Origin of the sequence: Qipengyuania mesophila (assembly GCF_019711655.1) — a bacterium.
GTDB classification, from domain to species: domain Bacteria; phylum Pseudomonadota; class Alphaproteobacteria; order Sphingomonadales; family Sphingomonadaceae; genus Qipengyuania; species Qipengyuania mesophila.
Window position 1 is genome coordinate 194,749 of the sequence record NZ_JAIGNU010000002.1, and the last position, 15,147, is coordinate 209,895.

Sequence of the window (15,147 nt, forward strand, 5' to 3'; positions counted from 1 at the left end):
GCGCGCAACCATGCCGCGCAATTGCTTTCGCGCACCCGCTTCTGTATGGGGCTTCGCACACGCCCCGGCAGTCGCAATCGCCCGTCGATTGAGCGCCGGGGCGACTGTCTTTTACGCGCGAAGGAATGCACGCCCATGGCTCGTCGCCGCCAGATCTACGAAGGCAAGGCCAAGATCCTCTACGAAGGCCCCGAACCGGGCACGATCATCCAGTATTTCAAGGATGATGCGACCGCGTTCAACGCCCAGAAGAAGGGCACGATCAACGGCAAGGGCGTGATCAACAATCGCATCAGCGAATATGTCTTCACGCGCCTCAGCCACATCGGCATCCCGACGCACTTCATCCGCCGCCTCAACATGCGCGAGCAGCTCGTCCGCCAGGTCGAGATCATCCCGCTCGAAGTGGTCGTGCGCAACGTCGCGGCGGGAACGCTGTCCAAGCGCCTCGGCATCGAGGAAGGCGAGCTGCTGCCGCACACGCTGATCGAATATTGTCTCAAGGACGACAGCCTGGGCGATCCGAAGGTCTCCGAAGAGGAAATCGCCTGCTTCAACTGGTGCAGCCATGAAGAGCTGCAGGACATGTCGTCGATGGCGATCCGCATCAACGATTTCCTGTGCGGCATGTTCAGCGCGATCGACATCCGCCTGGTCGACTTCAAGCTCGAATTCGGCCGCATCTGGGACGGCGACTACAGCCGCGTGATCCTGGCCGACGAGATCAGCCCCGACGGCTGCCGGTTGTGGGACATCAACACCGGCGAGAAGCTCGACAAGGACCGCTTCCGCCGCGATCTGGGCGGCGAGAGCGAGGCCTATCAGGAAGTCGCGCGCCGGCTAGGCCTGCTCCAGAACGACGACAGCGGCCCGGGCGAAGTGCTCGACATGAGCGCCCATCGCGGGCGGCTGCGCACGCCGAGCAAGCCGAAGAAGTGAGGTTCACGCAGCTTGCGGTCCACGTGGCGGCAAGAATTGCGGGAAAGCTTGGCTTAAGCCTGCCGATTGCATAGCGTCGGACCATGTCCGGCCTCGGCCGCAATCGCACAGGTTTCCGTGTCCGTATTTTCCACCGGCCGCATACTCGCGGCGCTCCCGCTTCTCGCCCTCGCCCACCCGCTGATTGCGGGCGAGGCGCGCGTCGTCCCCCCTGGCCAGACCGTCGAGGCGACGACCGGCTGGGGACATCCCGTCTACGATATCGACCCCGATCCAGCGGTACGCTTCGGCAAGCTCGCCAACGGCATGCGCTATGCCATCCTGAAGAACGGCACGCCCGAGGACACGGCGGTGATCCGCTTCGGCTTCGATGTCGGCTACATCGACGAAGGCGATAACGAGCTGGGCCTCGCGCACATGCTCGAGCACATGGCCTTCAACGGCTCGAAACAGGTGCCCGAAGGCGAGATGGTCAAGCTGCTCGAACGGCTCGGGCTCGCCTTCGGGGCGGATACCAATGCCTCGACCGGATTCGAGGACACGATCTACAAGCTCGACCTGCCGCGCACCGACGAGGCGCTGCTCGACACCGCGCTGATGCTGATGCGCCAGACCGCGAGCGAGCTGACCATCGCCGACGACGCGGTCGATCGCGAACGCGGGGTGATCCAGTCCGAAACGCGCACGCGCAACAGCTATTCGCTGCGCCGTATCAAGCACTGGTTCGGCTTCGTCGCACCCGACACGCTCTATTCGCAGCGCTTCCGGGCCGACGGGACCGAGGAGATCGTCGATACGGCGCCGGGTGCAGTGCTGCGCGATCTCTACCGCCGCTACTACCGGCCCGACAATTCCGCGATGGTCGTGGTCGGCGACGTCGATCCCGACACTGTCGAGGCGAAGATCCGCGCGACGTTCGGCGACTGGACGGCGCCCGCCACGGCGCGGGTCGAGGTCGACAAGGGTGCGCTCGACCTCGAGCGCGGGCCAGCGGCGGCCAATTTCGTCGATCCCGATGTCCAGACGCTGGTCACGATCGATCGCTTCGCCCCTTATGTCGAACGGCGGCCCACCGTGGCGGAAAGCGACGAGAGCCGGCTGGTCGCGCTCGGCACCGCGATTCTCGACCGTCGGCTGCAGAAGATCGCCAATGGGGCAGAATCGCCAATCATTACCGGCAATGCCTCGGCCTCGGACTTCTTCGACATCCAGCGCGAGGCGCAGGTCGCGATCCAGGCGCGCGAGGGCGAATGGCAGCGCGCGCTGGAAGTCGGCGAGCAGGAATGGCGCCGCGCGGTCGAACACGGCTTCACCGAGGCAGAACTGGCCGAGCAGCTCGCCAATTTCGAGCAGCGTTATCGCGACGCGGCGCGCCAGCAGGACACGCGGCGGAACTCGCAGCTCGCCGACGGGATCCTCTCGACGGCGCGCCGGGAGCGGCTCTTCGTCACCCCGCAGACAACCTACGAGCTGTTCCTCGCGCAGAAGCCCGGGATCACCGCCGAAGCGGTGTCGCAGGCCTTCGCACGGCACTTCGCACTGTCGGACCCGCTGATCCACGTTTCGACCAAGCAGCCGATCGCTGATGCGCAGGCGACAATCCTCGACGCCTGGCGCACCTCTGCTGCCGAACCTGTCGATCCACCGACCGATATGGGCCAGCAGGCCTTCGCCTATGACGATTTCGGCGTGCCCGGGACGGTGGCGGAAGATGGCATGGTCGAAGACCTTGGCCTGCGCATAATTCGCTTCGCCAACAATGTCCGGCTCAATCTCAAGCCAACGCCCTTCGAGAAGGATCGGGTCCGCTTTGCGATCCGCGTCGGTTCGGGCCAGCTGGCGCTGCCGCGCGACCAGATGGCGCAGGCGGTCTTCCTCTCTTCGGTCAGCGCGCTCGGCGGGCTTGGGAAGCAGGGCTACGACGAATTGCGCGAGGTCCTCGCCGGACGGCGGGTGACCTACGGCTTCGATGCGGGTGAGGACAAGTTCACCGTGCGCGGTAGTACCACCATGGCCGACCTGCCGTTGCAGATGCGTCTCAGCGCCGCCTATTTCACCGATCCCGGGTTGCGCCCCGAAATGCTCACGCGCTGGCAGGCGGTGATCCCGCCCTATGTCGCGCAGCTCGATGCGACCCCGCAGGCGGTGGCGCGCGCGCAGGTTCCGCGAATCCTCGCCGACGCCAATCCGCGCTTCGGACTCCCATCCGAAGAAGAACTGACATCGGTCACGCTGGAGCAGGCCCGCGCGCTGGTGACCGAACAATTCGCCCGGGCACCGATCGAAATCTCCGTCGTGGGCGATTTCGACAGCGACGCGGTGATTGCCGCGGTCGCCGCGAGCTTCGGTGCCCTGCCCCAACGCGCGGCGACGCTCGAAGGCTGGGACAGCGAGCGGGAGGCACAGTTCGCGAGCGACCGCAGCGAGCGTGTCCTCACGCATGCAGGGGCGAACGACCAGGCGCTGGCGCTCACCTATTGGCCGACCACCGACGACGCCGACGCGCAGGAAGAGGCGACCATGCAGATGCTCGCGCTCGCCATGCGGCTCGAACTGCTCGACCGCATCCGCGAGCAGCTCGGTGCCTCCTATTCGCCCGGCGCGGGATCGAGCATGTCGAGCATCTATCGCGGATACGGCACCTTCTCGACCTCGGTCGTGGTCAAGCCGGAGCAGGCCGACGAGGTCTTTGCGGCGGTCGACGCGATCGTCGAAGATTTCCGCAAGGCGCCGATCGATGCCGACCTGATCGAGCGCGCGCGGACCCCGCTGCTCGAGCAGATCGCATTGAGCCGGCGCGAGAACGGCTGGTGGCTCGCGGTGATCGATGAGGCGCAACTTCACTCCGAGCGGCTCGACCGCGTGCGCAGCTACGAAGACCGTATCCGCGCGGTCACGCCCGAAATGCTGCAGGTTGCGGCGCAGCGCTATCTCGACCCGGCGCAGGAACTCCGCATCCGCGTGGTTCCCGCCGAACCTGCCGCGCAGCCATAAAAATGGGCCGGAGGGATCGCTCCCCCCGGCCCCGATTTTCTGACGCGGTCCCGCCTCAGTAGCTGACGCGCGCCGAGATGCCGAACACGCGCGGATCGTTGACGAAGGCGGTGTTGTTGTTGAAGTCGATGCCGCCCTTCACATTGTCGGCATCGGTGATGTTGCGCACGAAGGCCGCGACCTCGAACGTGCCGTCGGTGCGGGCATAGCCCACGCGCAGACCGCCTTCGATCTGGTTGTTCGCGTTGAACTCTTCACTTTCGTAGAGGAAGAAGTTGGTCTTCCCCTGATAGGCCCAGTCGGTGAAGAAGAAGACTTCACCGGCATTGCCGACCGGGAAGGCGTAACGCGCGGTGACGTCGGCGATCCATTCGGGGGCATTGGGGAACGGGTTGCCGTCGACCAGAGCGCGGGTGGTGCCCGACAGAACGACGGTCGGATCGGTCACGGTGCACTGCGCACAGATGCCCACAGCCAGGTTCTCGTCCTGGATCTTGGTGTTGTTCCAGCTCAGACCGGCAGTGAGCAGGAAATCCGGCGTCACCTGGAACGCGCTGTCGAGTTCGAAGCCATATCCGCGTCCCTTGTTGGCATTGACCAGCTGGACGAGGTTGTCGGCACCGCCAACGGCAGTGAACTGCGGGTCCTCGATCGTGTAGTAGTAGACTGCGCCGTTGAGGCGGACGCGGCGACCGGCCATTTCCGACTTGAAGCCGGCTTCGTAGCTCATGATCTTTTCCGACGTCGCGATCGACGGCGGCGAACCGAAGGCCACGTCGCGGCCCTGGATGGTCGGAGCGCGGAAGCCGTTGGCGAGACGCGCATAGACACTGGCGTCGTCGCTCACGTCGAGGAAGGCCGACAGGTCCCAGCTCAGACGCTCGTCCTTGACGATGCGGTACTTCGAGCCGGGTCCGGAAATGAACGACGTCTGGGTGACGGCGAATTCCTTCTTGTCGTCGGTCCAACGCAGACCGCCGGTGAGCTTGAGCACGTCGCTCGCCCGCACCGAGACCTGGCCGAAGGTCGCCCAGCTGTCGTTGGTGTGGCGCACGGTGACCGCCGGCGGGAAGCCGAAGCCGACCGTGGTGACGTCGAAATCGCTCTGGAAGACGAACATGCCGACCTGCCAGTCGATCATGCCACCCGGGTTCGAAGCGAGGCGAACCTCGTGCGTGAACTGCTCGAGATCGATCGAGTCCTGCGTATCCGACTCGAAGGGAATGAAGCCGGGGCCGGTCTCGATCACGATATCGGGGTCGGTTGCATCGCGAATGACGAAGCCGCCGTCGATGTCGCCGCGGCTCGAACCTTCGCTATTGGCCCATGCAGTGATGCTGGTCAGCGTCGCAAAGTCGGCGTCGTAGTCGAGCTTGAAGCTGCCGACGAAGGCATTGTACTTCGCCACATTGCCGCCGCCGGCATCGTAGAACACCGTGTCGCGGTCGTAATTGGCGTTGAGGTCGTTGTTGCCCGGGCCGAGGATATTGGCGCGGAACAGCGTCGAAGTGCCGTCGAGATCGCGGAAGGCGACCGAGCCGAGCAGCGACAGGCGACTGTCGGGCGTGATCAGCAGCTGCGCGCGGCCGGCGAGCTCGTCATAGCCGCCAAGCACGTCGTCCTGACCGGTGAAGCCGTTGTCGACCCAGTCGTCTCGGTGCTGGTAGAGGCCCGAAACGCGCAGCGAGGCGACCCCGGGGGCGATCGGAACGGTCACGCCGCCGTCGAGCGAGAGCGAGTTGAAGCTGCCGTAGCTCGCCGAAAGCTGCGCGGCGAACTGGTCGCCCGGCTTGGCGGTGTCGATCTTGACGATGCCGGCCGGCGTGTTGCGACCGAACAGCGAGCCCTGCGGACCGCGCAGCACTTCGATGCGCTCGACGTCGAAGATCGGGAAGCTCTTCAGCGTGACGTTTTCCATCACGATGTCGTCCATGACGACCGAGACCGGCTGCGAGGCGGCGAGATCGAAATCGGTGTTGCCGAGGCCGCGAATGTAGAAGCGCGGCGCGGCGCGACCGTTCGAGCTTTCGACGAACAGGCCCGGGACGCGCGCGGCGAGCGCGGTCACTTCGGCGCCGGCGTCGAAGATGGTCCTCACCATGCTCGAATCGAGCGTGGCAGCCGAAACGGCGACGTCCTGGAGGTTTTCCTCGCGCCGGTTGGCAGTGACGATGATCGTGTTGAGCTGGCCCTGGGTGGCTTCAGCTTCCGCGGGAGCATCGGCTTCCTGGGCGAAGGCGGGCTGCGCGGCGATGGCCGCGAGCGCGAGAGTGCTGGCCCCGAGGAGATGGGCAGCGGTCGAACGGATGGTCATGGTGGGGAGCGTTCCTGCTTGAGCTCGCATGGAATCATGCGGGCATTTGGAGGTATGCGGCAATATCGCCGTCCGCGCCCGATAGCATGTCGGCCGGATTTTTGGGGTGCGACACTCGGTTTCGCGGCAGTTTCGTTTCAATTGTTGCAATTGGGCTACAGGCGTTCCGAATATGTCACGCATGCGACCGAAGCGAGCGATCCGCGTCCGACGCTTGAATGCGCGCGGTGGCTGCGCCATAGGCGCGGCAAACGAAAGGCCTTGCCCGATGAAGATCCGCGTCCATGTCTCGCTCAAGCCCGGCGTCCTCGATCCGCAGGGTCGTGCCGTCCATCATGCGCTCGAAGGCCTCGGCTTCGCCGGGGTGGATGATGTCCGTGTCGGCCGGATGATCGAGCTCGACGTCGCCAACGATACTAGCGACGATGCCCTCACCGAGATGTGCGAGAAGCTGCTCGCGAACACGGTGATCGAAAACTACCGCATCGAGAAGGTCGGCTGATGTCGTTCCGCGCCGCCGTCATCACCTTCCCCGGATCGAATTGCGACCGCGACATGGCGGTGGCAATCGAGAAGGTCTCGGGGACTGCGCCGATCCGGGTCTGGCACGGCGATGCCCACCTGCCCGAGGATCTCGACTTCATCGCCCTCCCCGGCGGCTTTTCCTATGGCGACTATCTGCGCTCGGGCGCGATGGCGGCCAACAGCCCGATCATGCGCAGCGTCAAGCGCCGCGCGGAACGTGGGGTGCCGGTGCTGGGGGTGTGCAACGGCTTCCAGGTCCTGACCGAAGCTGGCCTGCTGCCCGGCGCACTGATGCGCAATGCCGGCCAGACCTTCATCTGCCGCACCGTCGCACTGACGGTCGAGAACAGCCAGACGCTGTTCACCGGCGGCTACGACAACGGCCAGACGATCCGCATTCCGGTGGCGCATCACGACGGCAACTACTTCGCCGACGAGGACACGCTCGACCGGCTCGAGGGCGAAGGCCGCGTGGCCTTCCGCTATGCCGAGAATTGCAACGGCTCGCGCCGCGATATCGCCGGCGTGCTCAATGCCGCAGGCAATGTTCTCGGCATGATGCCGCACCCCGAACGCGCGGTCGATGCGGCGCATGGCGGTACCGACGGCCTCGCCCTGTTCGAGAATGCGGTGAAGGCGCTGGCCGAGGCCTGATCAGGCGCTCTTGAGGCGCCACTCCTCGGCCTGGCGGCTGAGGATGGCGCGGACGTCGCTCGCGGGCATCGGCCGCCCGAAGTGGAAGCCCTGGATCTTGGTGCAGTTGAGGCCGCGGATCATCGCCGCCTCTTCCTCGTTCTCCACCCCTTCGGCGGTGGTGGTCATCCCGAGGCTGTCGGCCATGGCGACTACGGCACGGATGATCGCGATCGATTCGGGGCTCTGCTGCGCGGCCCCCTGGACGAAGGTGCGGTCAACCTTGATGGTCGAGAACTTGAGCTTGCGCAGGTAGCCGAGCGAGGAATAGCCGGTCCCGAAATCGTCGAGCGCAATCGAGCAGCCGATCGCCATGCATTCCTCGAGCGCCTTGCGCGCCACGCTGGCGTCGCGCAGGAAGATGCTCTCGGTGACCTCGATCTCGAGCCGCTTGGGATCGAGCCTGCTTTCGCTCAGCGCGCGCACGACCGTGGCGACGAAATCGGGCTCGAGCAGCTGCTCGGGCGAGACGTTGACGTTGACGCGCACATTGGCCGGCCAGTGCGCGGCGGCCTCGCGGCACGCCTGCTGCATGACCCAAGTGCCGATCGGAACGATGAGGCGGGTGTCTTCCGCCAGGGGCACAAACTTTCCTGGGCTGACGAAGCCGTGCTCGGCGCTGTTCCAGCGGATCAGAGCCTCGAAGCTGACCACCCCCTCGGTCCGGGCGTCGACCACCGGCTGGTAGTGCAGCACCAGCTCGTCGCGCTCGAGCGCATGGCGCAGCGAGTGTTCGAGCTGGCGACGTTCTTCGGCATTGGCATGCAGCGAAGGCTCGTATTCGCGATGCGTACCGCCACCCTCGTCCTTCGCGCGATAGAGCGCGAGGTCGGCATTGCGCAGCAGTTCCTCGACCGTGCGTCCGTCACGCGGGCCCAGCGCCGAGCCGACGCTGGCGCCGACGTAGAGGACGTGGTTTTCGATTTCATAGGGTTCGGACAGGCGCTCGATGATTTCGCGTGCGAGGTTCTCGATCCGGTCGCGTTTCGCCGCGTCGCGGATGACGACCGCGAACTCGTCGCCGCCCAGCCTTCCGCAGACCTCGTCATCGGTCATCAAGCTCTTCAATCGCGCAGCAACTTCGGCCAGCATCCGGTCGCCGACGAGATGGCCGAGCGAATCGTTGATCGCCTTGAAGCGGTCGAGGTCGATCATCATGAAGGCGCAGCGCGAGCGCCACTGGGCGGCATATTGCAGCGCCTCGCCCAGCGCCTCGTTGAGCATCCTCCGGTTGGGCAGGTGCGTCAGCGTGTCGTAGCGCGCCAGATATTCGATTTTTTCGGAGGATTCCCGTTGCTCGGTGACGTCCGAACCGACACCGCGGAAGCCGTGGTAATTGCCGAATTCGTCGATGATCGGCGTACCCGACAGCTCCCACCAGCGATCCTGCCCGTCGATCGAAACCTTGACCAGGAGGTTGGAGAAATTCTCCTTGCGCTTCAGCCGTTCGGCCAGCTCGTGCAGGCTTTGCGGGAAGCGCCCGGTCTTCCAGCCATTGCCCGAGATGAGCTGGAGGAAGGACTGGCCTTCGACCTGGGTCGATTCCTGCCCCAACGCAAAGGCGAAGCGGGGCGAGACCGACTTGAGGCGCCGCCGCGTATCGATCTGCCACAGCCAGTCGGCCTTGCCCTCCTCGAACTCGCGCAGGAGCATGGAAACGACTTCGCTCTTTTCCTGCATCGCCGATTCGGTCAGGCGCACGGCTACCGCCACGCGCGCGCTCTCGATGACGCCGAAAACCGACATGAGCGTCGAAAGAAGCACCACTGTGGCCAGGATGAACTGCCCGGCAATGAGCGCGGCGAGCAGCCCGCCGGCCCCCACGGCTAGCGTGAAGCTGATCGAGGAGAGCGATGCGCCGAAGCGGCTGGCGCTGCTCGCCAGCACCATCATCGCCGCGATGCTCCACACCAGAACTGTCGCAGCAGGATCTGCGACCAAGGCGCTCAGGATCATGCCCACGCCCCACATCGCGCCCTTGGCGGCAGAGGTCGTGGCATGCGTCTTGATTTCGTCGAGTGAGATGCTGCGCGTGTCCGCGTCGCCCAAGCGGCGATCGGCGCGGGCCGAAAGGCCGACGGCGAACAGCAGCGCCATTCCCCAAACGCCTAGCAGGGGAAGCGGAACGGCACTGTAAAGCATTGCTGCAGCGAGAAGGAAGCCGAGCACGTGCAGCGCGGCACGCACACCCATGCGTTCCTTGAGCAGGGCATATTGATGGCCGTGGACCTGCGCCCAATCGCTACCCTCGGGAGCATCCATCCCGATGACCTGCCCGATCGACAGCGAGGCCGCTTTCGCCTTGAGGGTGGATGCCTGTTCGCTCACGCTAATACTGTTAACCGGAAATCCTTATCTCCGGGTAAAGGCCTACCACACCGTGGAACTCTGCCTGTGCCACCTACTCGACGGTCACCGACTTGGCCAGATTGCGCGGCTGATCGACATCGGTGCCTTTGACGCAGGCGACGTGATAGGCGAGCAACTGCACCGGAATGGCATAGACCAGCGGCGCGATCAGTGGGTGGACGCGCGGCATCTCGATCGTGGCAAGGCATCCCTCGCCCGCCTGCTCGAGACCTTCAGCATCGGAGATGAGCACGATCTGGCCGCCGCGCGCGCGCACCTCTTCCATGTTAGAGACGGTCTTCTCGAACAGCGGCCCCGACGGCGCCAGAACGATCACCGGAACCGCGTCGTCGATCAGCGCGATGGGCCCGTGCTTCATCTCGCCGCTGGCATAGCCTTCGGCATGGATATAGCTGATTTCCTTGAGCTTCAGCGCACCTTCGAGCGCCAGCGGGAAGTCCGGTCCGCGGCCGAGATAGAGCACGTCGCGCGCCGGAGCGATGAGATGCGCCATGCTGGCGATGTCGTCGTCGTGATCGAGCGCGGCGTTGAGCGCGGCGGGGGCCTCGAGCAGGTGCGCGACCACCCGTTGCTCTTCCGCCCGGCTCATCAGCCCCTTCTTCACCGCCATATGCGCGGCCAGCGCGGCGAGCACCGCGAGCTGGCAGCTGAAGGCCTTGGTCGAGGCGACGCCGATCTCGGGGCCCGCATGCGTCGGCAGGAGCAGGTCGGCCTCGCGTGCCATCGAACTGGTCGGCACATTGACGATCACGCCGATCGTCTGGCCGTTTTCCTTGCAGTGACGCAGCGCCGCGAGCGTATCGGCGGTCTCACCGCTCTGCGAGATGAACAGCGCGAGCCCGCCCTCCTCGAGCACCGGCTCGCGATAGCGGAATTCGGAAGCAACATCGATGTCGACCGGCACGCGGGCGAACTGCTCGAACCAGTATTTCGCCACCATGCCGGCATAGAAGGAGGTCCCGCAGGCGACGATGGTGACACGCCGGACGCTGGAGAGGTCGAAATCGAATTGCGGCAGTGCGACCGAATTGTCTGCCTGCCGGAGGTAGGAACCGAGCGTCTGCGCGACCACGGTCGGCTGCTCGAAGATCTCCTTCTGCATGAAGTGGCGGTAATTGCCCTTCTCCACCGCCGCCGCGGAAGCGCCGGAGGTGCGCACCTCGCGCTCGACCCGGGTGTTCTCGGCATCGTAGATCGTCGCGCCCTCGCGCGTCACCACCACCCAGTCGCCTTCCTCGAGGTAGCTGATCTGCTGCGTCAGCGGGGCGAGCGCGAGCGCATCGGAACCGATGTAGGTCTCCCCTTCGCCATAGCCGACCACGAGCGGCGAACCGCGCCGCGCCCCGATCAGCAGTTCGGGATGGTCGCGAAAGGCGATCGCCAGCGCGAAAGCGCCGCGCAGCCGTGGCAGCACGTCGGCCACGGCCTCCTGCGGGCTCTTGCCCTGCTCGACCAGCCAGGAAATATGCTGCAGCACGACCTCGGTATCGGTGTCGCTTTCAAGCGTGCGGCCCGCCTCGCGCAATTCGGCGCGCAGTTCCTTGTAATTCTCGATGATGCCGTTGTGCACCAGCGCGACATGCTCGGTCGCATGGGGGTGCGCGTTTTTCGCCGTCGGCGCACCATGCGTGGCCCACCGGGTATGGGCAATACCGACTTCGCCGGGGGCAGGATTGGCGGCCAGCTCGGTCACCAGATTGGCGAGCTTGCCTTCCGCACGGCGGCGGATCAGTCGCCCTTCGTGCAAGGTGCAGACGCCGGCACTGTCATAGCCGCGGTATTCCATCCGCCGCAGCCCGTCGACCAGGCGATCGGCCACGGCCTCCGCACCGACAATACCGATAATTCCGCACATGAGGCCTGTTCTCCGATTTGCTGTGGGAGCCGACTTAGCCATTCCTCGCCGGCAATCAAACGATGCTTGGAATTGTCGGCGCGTGGACGGTTCCGCACGGCCCGTCCCCGCCCGCACCATTAGGGATTAATCAAGGTTTCCTTTCTATTCACCACAACCCGTGAGACGGGCTTTGCCACTGTAAGGCACGGTCCGTCCGATGAATCAGGATTTTCCTCGGGGGTGACCGGAATGAGCGCATTCGGACGGAAGAACGGACCGGCAGGGATTAGTGCCGGTGCGCGTCCGCAATTCGGGGTGGCCAAGCCCATGCGTGGCGGCACTCCGCCCCCGGCGCAGACTCGCGTCGATCGCGACAACGACAGCTCCCGCAGCGGCCAGCAATTCCCGCCCTTGCCCGAAACCGATTCCGCGGTGCCCGCTCCCGTAGCGCCCTCGAATGGCGACGCCATGTCGCGCCTCGAGGAACGGATGAACTCCACCCACTCGGGCCAGAGCGAAGTCGGCGGATTCGAAGCCAGCGTCCACAAGATCAAGGAGCAGGTGCTGCCGCGCCTGCTCGAACGCGTCGATCCGGAAGCTGCGGCGACGCTGACGAAGGACGAGCTGTCGGAAGAATTCCGCCCGATCATCATGGAAGTGCTGGCCGAGCTGAAGGTCACGCTCAACCGGCGCGAACAGTTCGCGCTGGAAAAGGTGCTGGTCGACGAACTGCTCGGCTTCGGGCCGCTCGAGGAATTGCTCAACGATCCCGACGTGTCGGACATCATGGTCAACGGTCCCGACCAGACCTATATCGAAAAGAAGGGCAAGCTGGTCATCGCGCCGATCAAGTTCCGCGACGAGACCCATTTGTTTCAGATCGCCCAGCGCATCGTCAACCAGGTCGGCCGCCGGGTCGACCAGACCACGCCACTGGCCGACGCGCGCCTCAAGGACGGCAGCCGTGTCAACGTGATCGTGCCACCGCTGAGCCTGCGCGGCACCGCACTGTCGATTCGTAAGTTCTCCGAGAAGCCGATCACGCTCGACATGCTCAAGGACTTCGGGTCGATGAGCGACAAGATGTGCACCGCGCTGAAAATCGCAGGCGCCTGCCGGATGAACATCGTCATATCGGGCGGTACCGGTTCGGGTAAGACGACGATGCTCAACGCGATGTCGAAGATGATCGACCCCGGCGAACGCGTGCTGACGATCGAGGACGCGGCCGAACTCCGCCTGCAGCAGCCGCACTGGCTGCCGCTCGAAACGCGTCCGCCGAACCTCGAAGGCCAGGGCGCGATCACCATCGGCGACCTCGTCAAGAACGCGCTGCGTATGCGCCCCGACCGCATCATCCTGGGCGAAATTCGTGGCGCGGAGTGTTTCGACCTTCTCGCCGCGATGAACACCGGCCACGACGGGTCGATGTGTACGCTGCACGCCAACTCGCCGCGCGAGGCGCTCGGCCGTATGGAAAACATGATCCTGATGGGCGACATCAAGATTCCCAAGGAAGCCATTTCGCGTCAGATCGCGGAATCGGTCGATTTGATCGTGCAGGTGAAGCGCCTGCGCGACGGTTCGCGCCGCACCACGAACATCACCGAGGTGATCGGGATGGAGGGCGACGTGATCGTGACGCAGGAACTGTTCAAGTTCGAGTATCTCGACGAGAGCGAGGACGGCAAGATCCTCGGCGAGTTCCGCAGCTCGGGCCTGCGCCCCTACACGCTCGAAAAGGCGCGCATGTTCGGCTTCGACCAGGCCTATCTCGAAGCCTGCTTGTAAGTACGCGCCGCATTACGTCGGCTTCGTACAATCAGTCCCGTGCATTTCGGCGTATACCTTGGTTCAAGGTAGGACGACGCGATGCTCGACAAATTGTTTTTTCTTGGTGACCGCAAGCCGACGCGCAAACAGACGTTGCGCGATCTCGACCGCGAGCGGCACTTCGAAGCGCTCTACATGCAGAGCTTCACCGAGATGCGGGCGCGCAGCTCGAAGCCGCAGCTGGGCTAGCTTCCCAGGATCACGGGAACCGCCAGGGCGAGCAGCCCGCCGCCGATCACCGCAAAGGTCAAAAACAGGCCGGTCCACGGCATCCAGCCGACCCGGTTGATCTCGGCGCGCTTCATCCGCCGCCGCTCCATCATCAGGCAGGCCAGTGCCGCGAGGACGCAGGCCGCACCCCAATAGGCGGCCAGTTCGGCATCGCTGGCGAAGAGCAGGAAATCGGGCTCGGTCACGGGGCAGCCATATGGGCACGGCCCGCGGCCCGCGCAATCTCCGGCTTGCACTGCGATGTGGGTGGTCTAACCGCCAAGGTCGATGCAGGCCGAGAGCGACCATCCCCACCACCGCCCGCTGCTCGCGCTGGGGCTGCGCCTCGCCGCCGCCTTCGTGCTCGCCGGGTTGCTCGCCTGCGTGAAGCTGGCGAGCAACAAAGGCATCCATCTCGCCGAGATCATGTTTTGGCGCCAGCTGCCGACGATCCCGATCCTGTTCGGCTGGTTCGCCCTGCGCGGCAGGCCCGACCTGCTGCGCACGCGGCGCACCGCATCGCACCTGCGCCGTTCGGGCTTCGGCCTGCTCGGCATGACGATGAACTTCGGCGCGGCGACGCTGCTGCCGCTCGCGGTCGCGACCACGCTCAACTACAGCTCGGCGATCTTCGCGGTGCTGCTCTCCGCGCTGGTTCTGCGCGAACCGACGGGGCCGTGGCGCTGGAGCGCGGTGGCGATGGGGTTTGCCGGCGTCGTGCTGATCGCCCAGCCCTGGGGCAACGACCTGCCGCTGCTGGGGGCGGCGATTGCGCTGGGTGCGGCGCTGATGATCGCGCTGATCTCGGTCCAGTTGCGTGATCTCGGGAGGACCGAGCACCCGCTCACCATCGTGTTCTACTTCTCGCTCTTCACCGTGCCCATCCTCGCGCTGGCGATGCCCTTCGTCGCGACGACGCATACGCCGGGCGAATGGCTGCTGCTGCTCGCCTGCGGGGTCATCGGTCTGCTCGGCCAGGCGCTGCTGACCGCAGCCCTACGCTACGGCGCCGTCGCCAACGTCATCGTGATGGACTATTCGGGCCTCGTCTGGGCGACGCTGTTCGGCTGGCTGGTGTTCGACAATTTGCCGCCTTCCTCGACCTGGCTCGGCGCGCCGCTGGTGGTGGCCGCAGGCCTCCTCATCGCGTGGCGCGAACACAAGCTCGGGCTTGAGCGTCGGGCGCTGGCGGAACCGATCGAGGCGTGACCCGTTCCATTGCGCGGAGCCAAGCTATTGAGCCCTTCGGCAAGGAGATCACAATGATCAAGAAGATCCTGCTCGCATTCGGCATCACCGCGATGTCCCTCTCGGCCGCAGCCTGCAACACGGTCCGCGGCGTTGGCAGCGACCTCCAGTCCGCCGCAAACGCCGTCGACGAGGAAACCTGAGCCCAGCGCACAGCAACAGGAAACGCGCCCGCCTCAAATGG

Annotated in this window: 12 protein-coding genes; 8 read left to right on the forward strand and 4 right to left on the reverse strand. The window is 65.2% G+C overall.

Features of this window, described 5'->3' with window-relative positions:
- Window positions 1-135 precede the first annotated feature (135 nt).
- Window positions 136-939 (forward strand): phosphoribosylaminoimidazolesuccinocarboxamide synthase, encoded by an 804-nt coding sequence (purC, locus tag K3181_RS10650; RefSeq protein ID WP_221603091.1) that lies wholly within the window; start codon window positions 136-138, stop codon window positions 937-939.
- A gap of 117 nt (window positions 940-1,056) precedes the next feature.
- Entirely contained in the window at window positions 1,057-3,933 is a 2,877-nt protein-coding gene (locus tag K3181_RS10655) for a M16 family metallopeptidase (protein ID WP_221603092.1), read from the forward strand.
- 55 nt (window positions 3,934-3,988) lie between these two features.
- On the opposite strand, the gene K3181_RS10660 is transcribed toward K3181_RS10655, so the two are convergent.
- A complete protein-coding gene (locus K3181_RS10660; RefSeq protein ID WP_221603093.1) occupies window positions 3,989-6,247 on the reverse strand; it encodes a TonB-dependent receptor in 2,259 nt (752 codons plus the stop codon).
- Window positions 6,248-6,515: 268 nt separating this feature from the next.
- Between K3181_RS10660 and purS the strand changes: the two genes are divergently transcribed.
- Together purS and purQ are read left to right on the forward strand one after the other, a co-directional pair.
- Window positions 6,516-6,749, forward strand: coding sequence for a phosphoribosylformylglycinamidine synthase subunit PurS (purS, locus tag K3181_RS10665; RefSeq protein WP_221603094.1), 234 nt, complete (start codon window positions 6,516-6,518; stop codon window positions 6,747-6,749).
- Window positions 6,749-7,426 carry a phosphoribosylformylglycinamidine synthase subunit PurQ gene (gene purQ / locus K3181_RS10670; RefSeq protein ID WP_221603095.1) on the forward strand — a complete coding sequence of 226 codons (678 nt, stop codon included), beginning with the start codon at window positions 6,749-6,751 and terminating at the stop codon, window positions 7,424-7,426. Before purS ends, purQ begins: the two co-directional genes overlap by 1 nt.
- Here purQ and K3181_RS10675 read toward each other — a convergent pair whose 3' ends face one another.
- Both K3181_RS10675 and glmS read right to left on the reverse strand, forming a co-directional pair.
- Window positions 7,427-9,793, reverse strand: coding sequence for a putative bifunctional diguanylate cyclase/phosphodiesterase (locus K3181_RS10675; protein WP_345725490.1), 2,367 nt, complete (start codon window positions 9,791-9,793; stop codon window positions 7,427-7,429). It abuts the gene before it with no gap.
- A 73-nt stretch (window positions 9,794-9,866) separates the two neighbouring features.
- A complete protein-coding gene (gene glmS / locus K3181_RS10680; RefSeq protein ID WP_221603096.1) occupies window positions 9,867-11,690 on the reverse strand; it encodes a glutamine--fructose-6-phosphate transaminase (isomerizing) in 1,824 nt (607 codons plus the stop codon).
- Between the two features lie 231 nt (window positions 11,691-11,921).
- Here glmS and K3181_RS10685 point away from each other — a divergent pair, with 231 nt between their 5' ends.
- The gene (locus tag K3181_RS10685; RefSeq protein WP_221603097.1) at window positions 11,922-13,463 is read left to right on the forward strand and encodes a TadA family conjugal transfer-associated ATPase; all 1,542 of its coding nucleotides are present in this window, start codon (window positions 11,922-11,924) and stop codon (window positions 13,461-13,463) included.
- Between the two features lie 81 nt (window positions 13,464-13,544).
- Complete coding sequence (locus tag K3181_RS10690; RefSeq protein ID WP_221603098.1) at window positions 13,545-13,694, forward strand: hypothetical protein; 150 nt, start codon at window positions 13,545-13,547, stop codon at window positions 13,692-13,694.
- Here the strand turns inward: K3181_RS10690 and K3181_RS10695 are convergent.
- Window positions 13,691-13,921: a hypothetical protein gene (locus tag K3181_RS10695; protein ID WP_221603099.1), complete on the reverse strand. Its 231-nt coding sequence runs from the start codon at window positions 13,919-13,921 to the stop codon at window positions 13,691-13,693. The two genes, K3181_RS10690 and K3181_RS10695, sit on opposite strands and share 4 nt — an antisense overlap.
- A gap of 82 nt (window positions 13,922-14,003) precedes the next feature.
- Here K3181_RS10695 and K3181_RS10700 point away from each other — a divergent pair, with 82 nt between their 5' ends.
- Window positions 14,004-14,924 (forward strand): DMT family transporter, encoded by a 921-nt coding sequence (locus K3181_RS10700; RefSeq protein ID WP_221603100.1) that lies wholly within the window; start codon window positions 14,004-14,006, stop codon window positions 14,922-14,924.
- A 53-nt stretch (window positions 14,925-14,977) separates the two neighbouring features.
- Entirely contained in the window at window positions 14,978-15,106 is a 129-nt protein-coding gene (locus K3181_RS15745) for a hypothetical protein (protein WP_282099801.1), read from the forward strand.
- Window positions 15,107-15,147 lie beyond the last annotated feature (41 nt).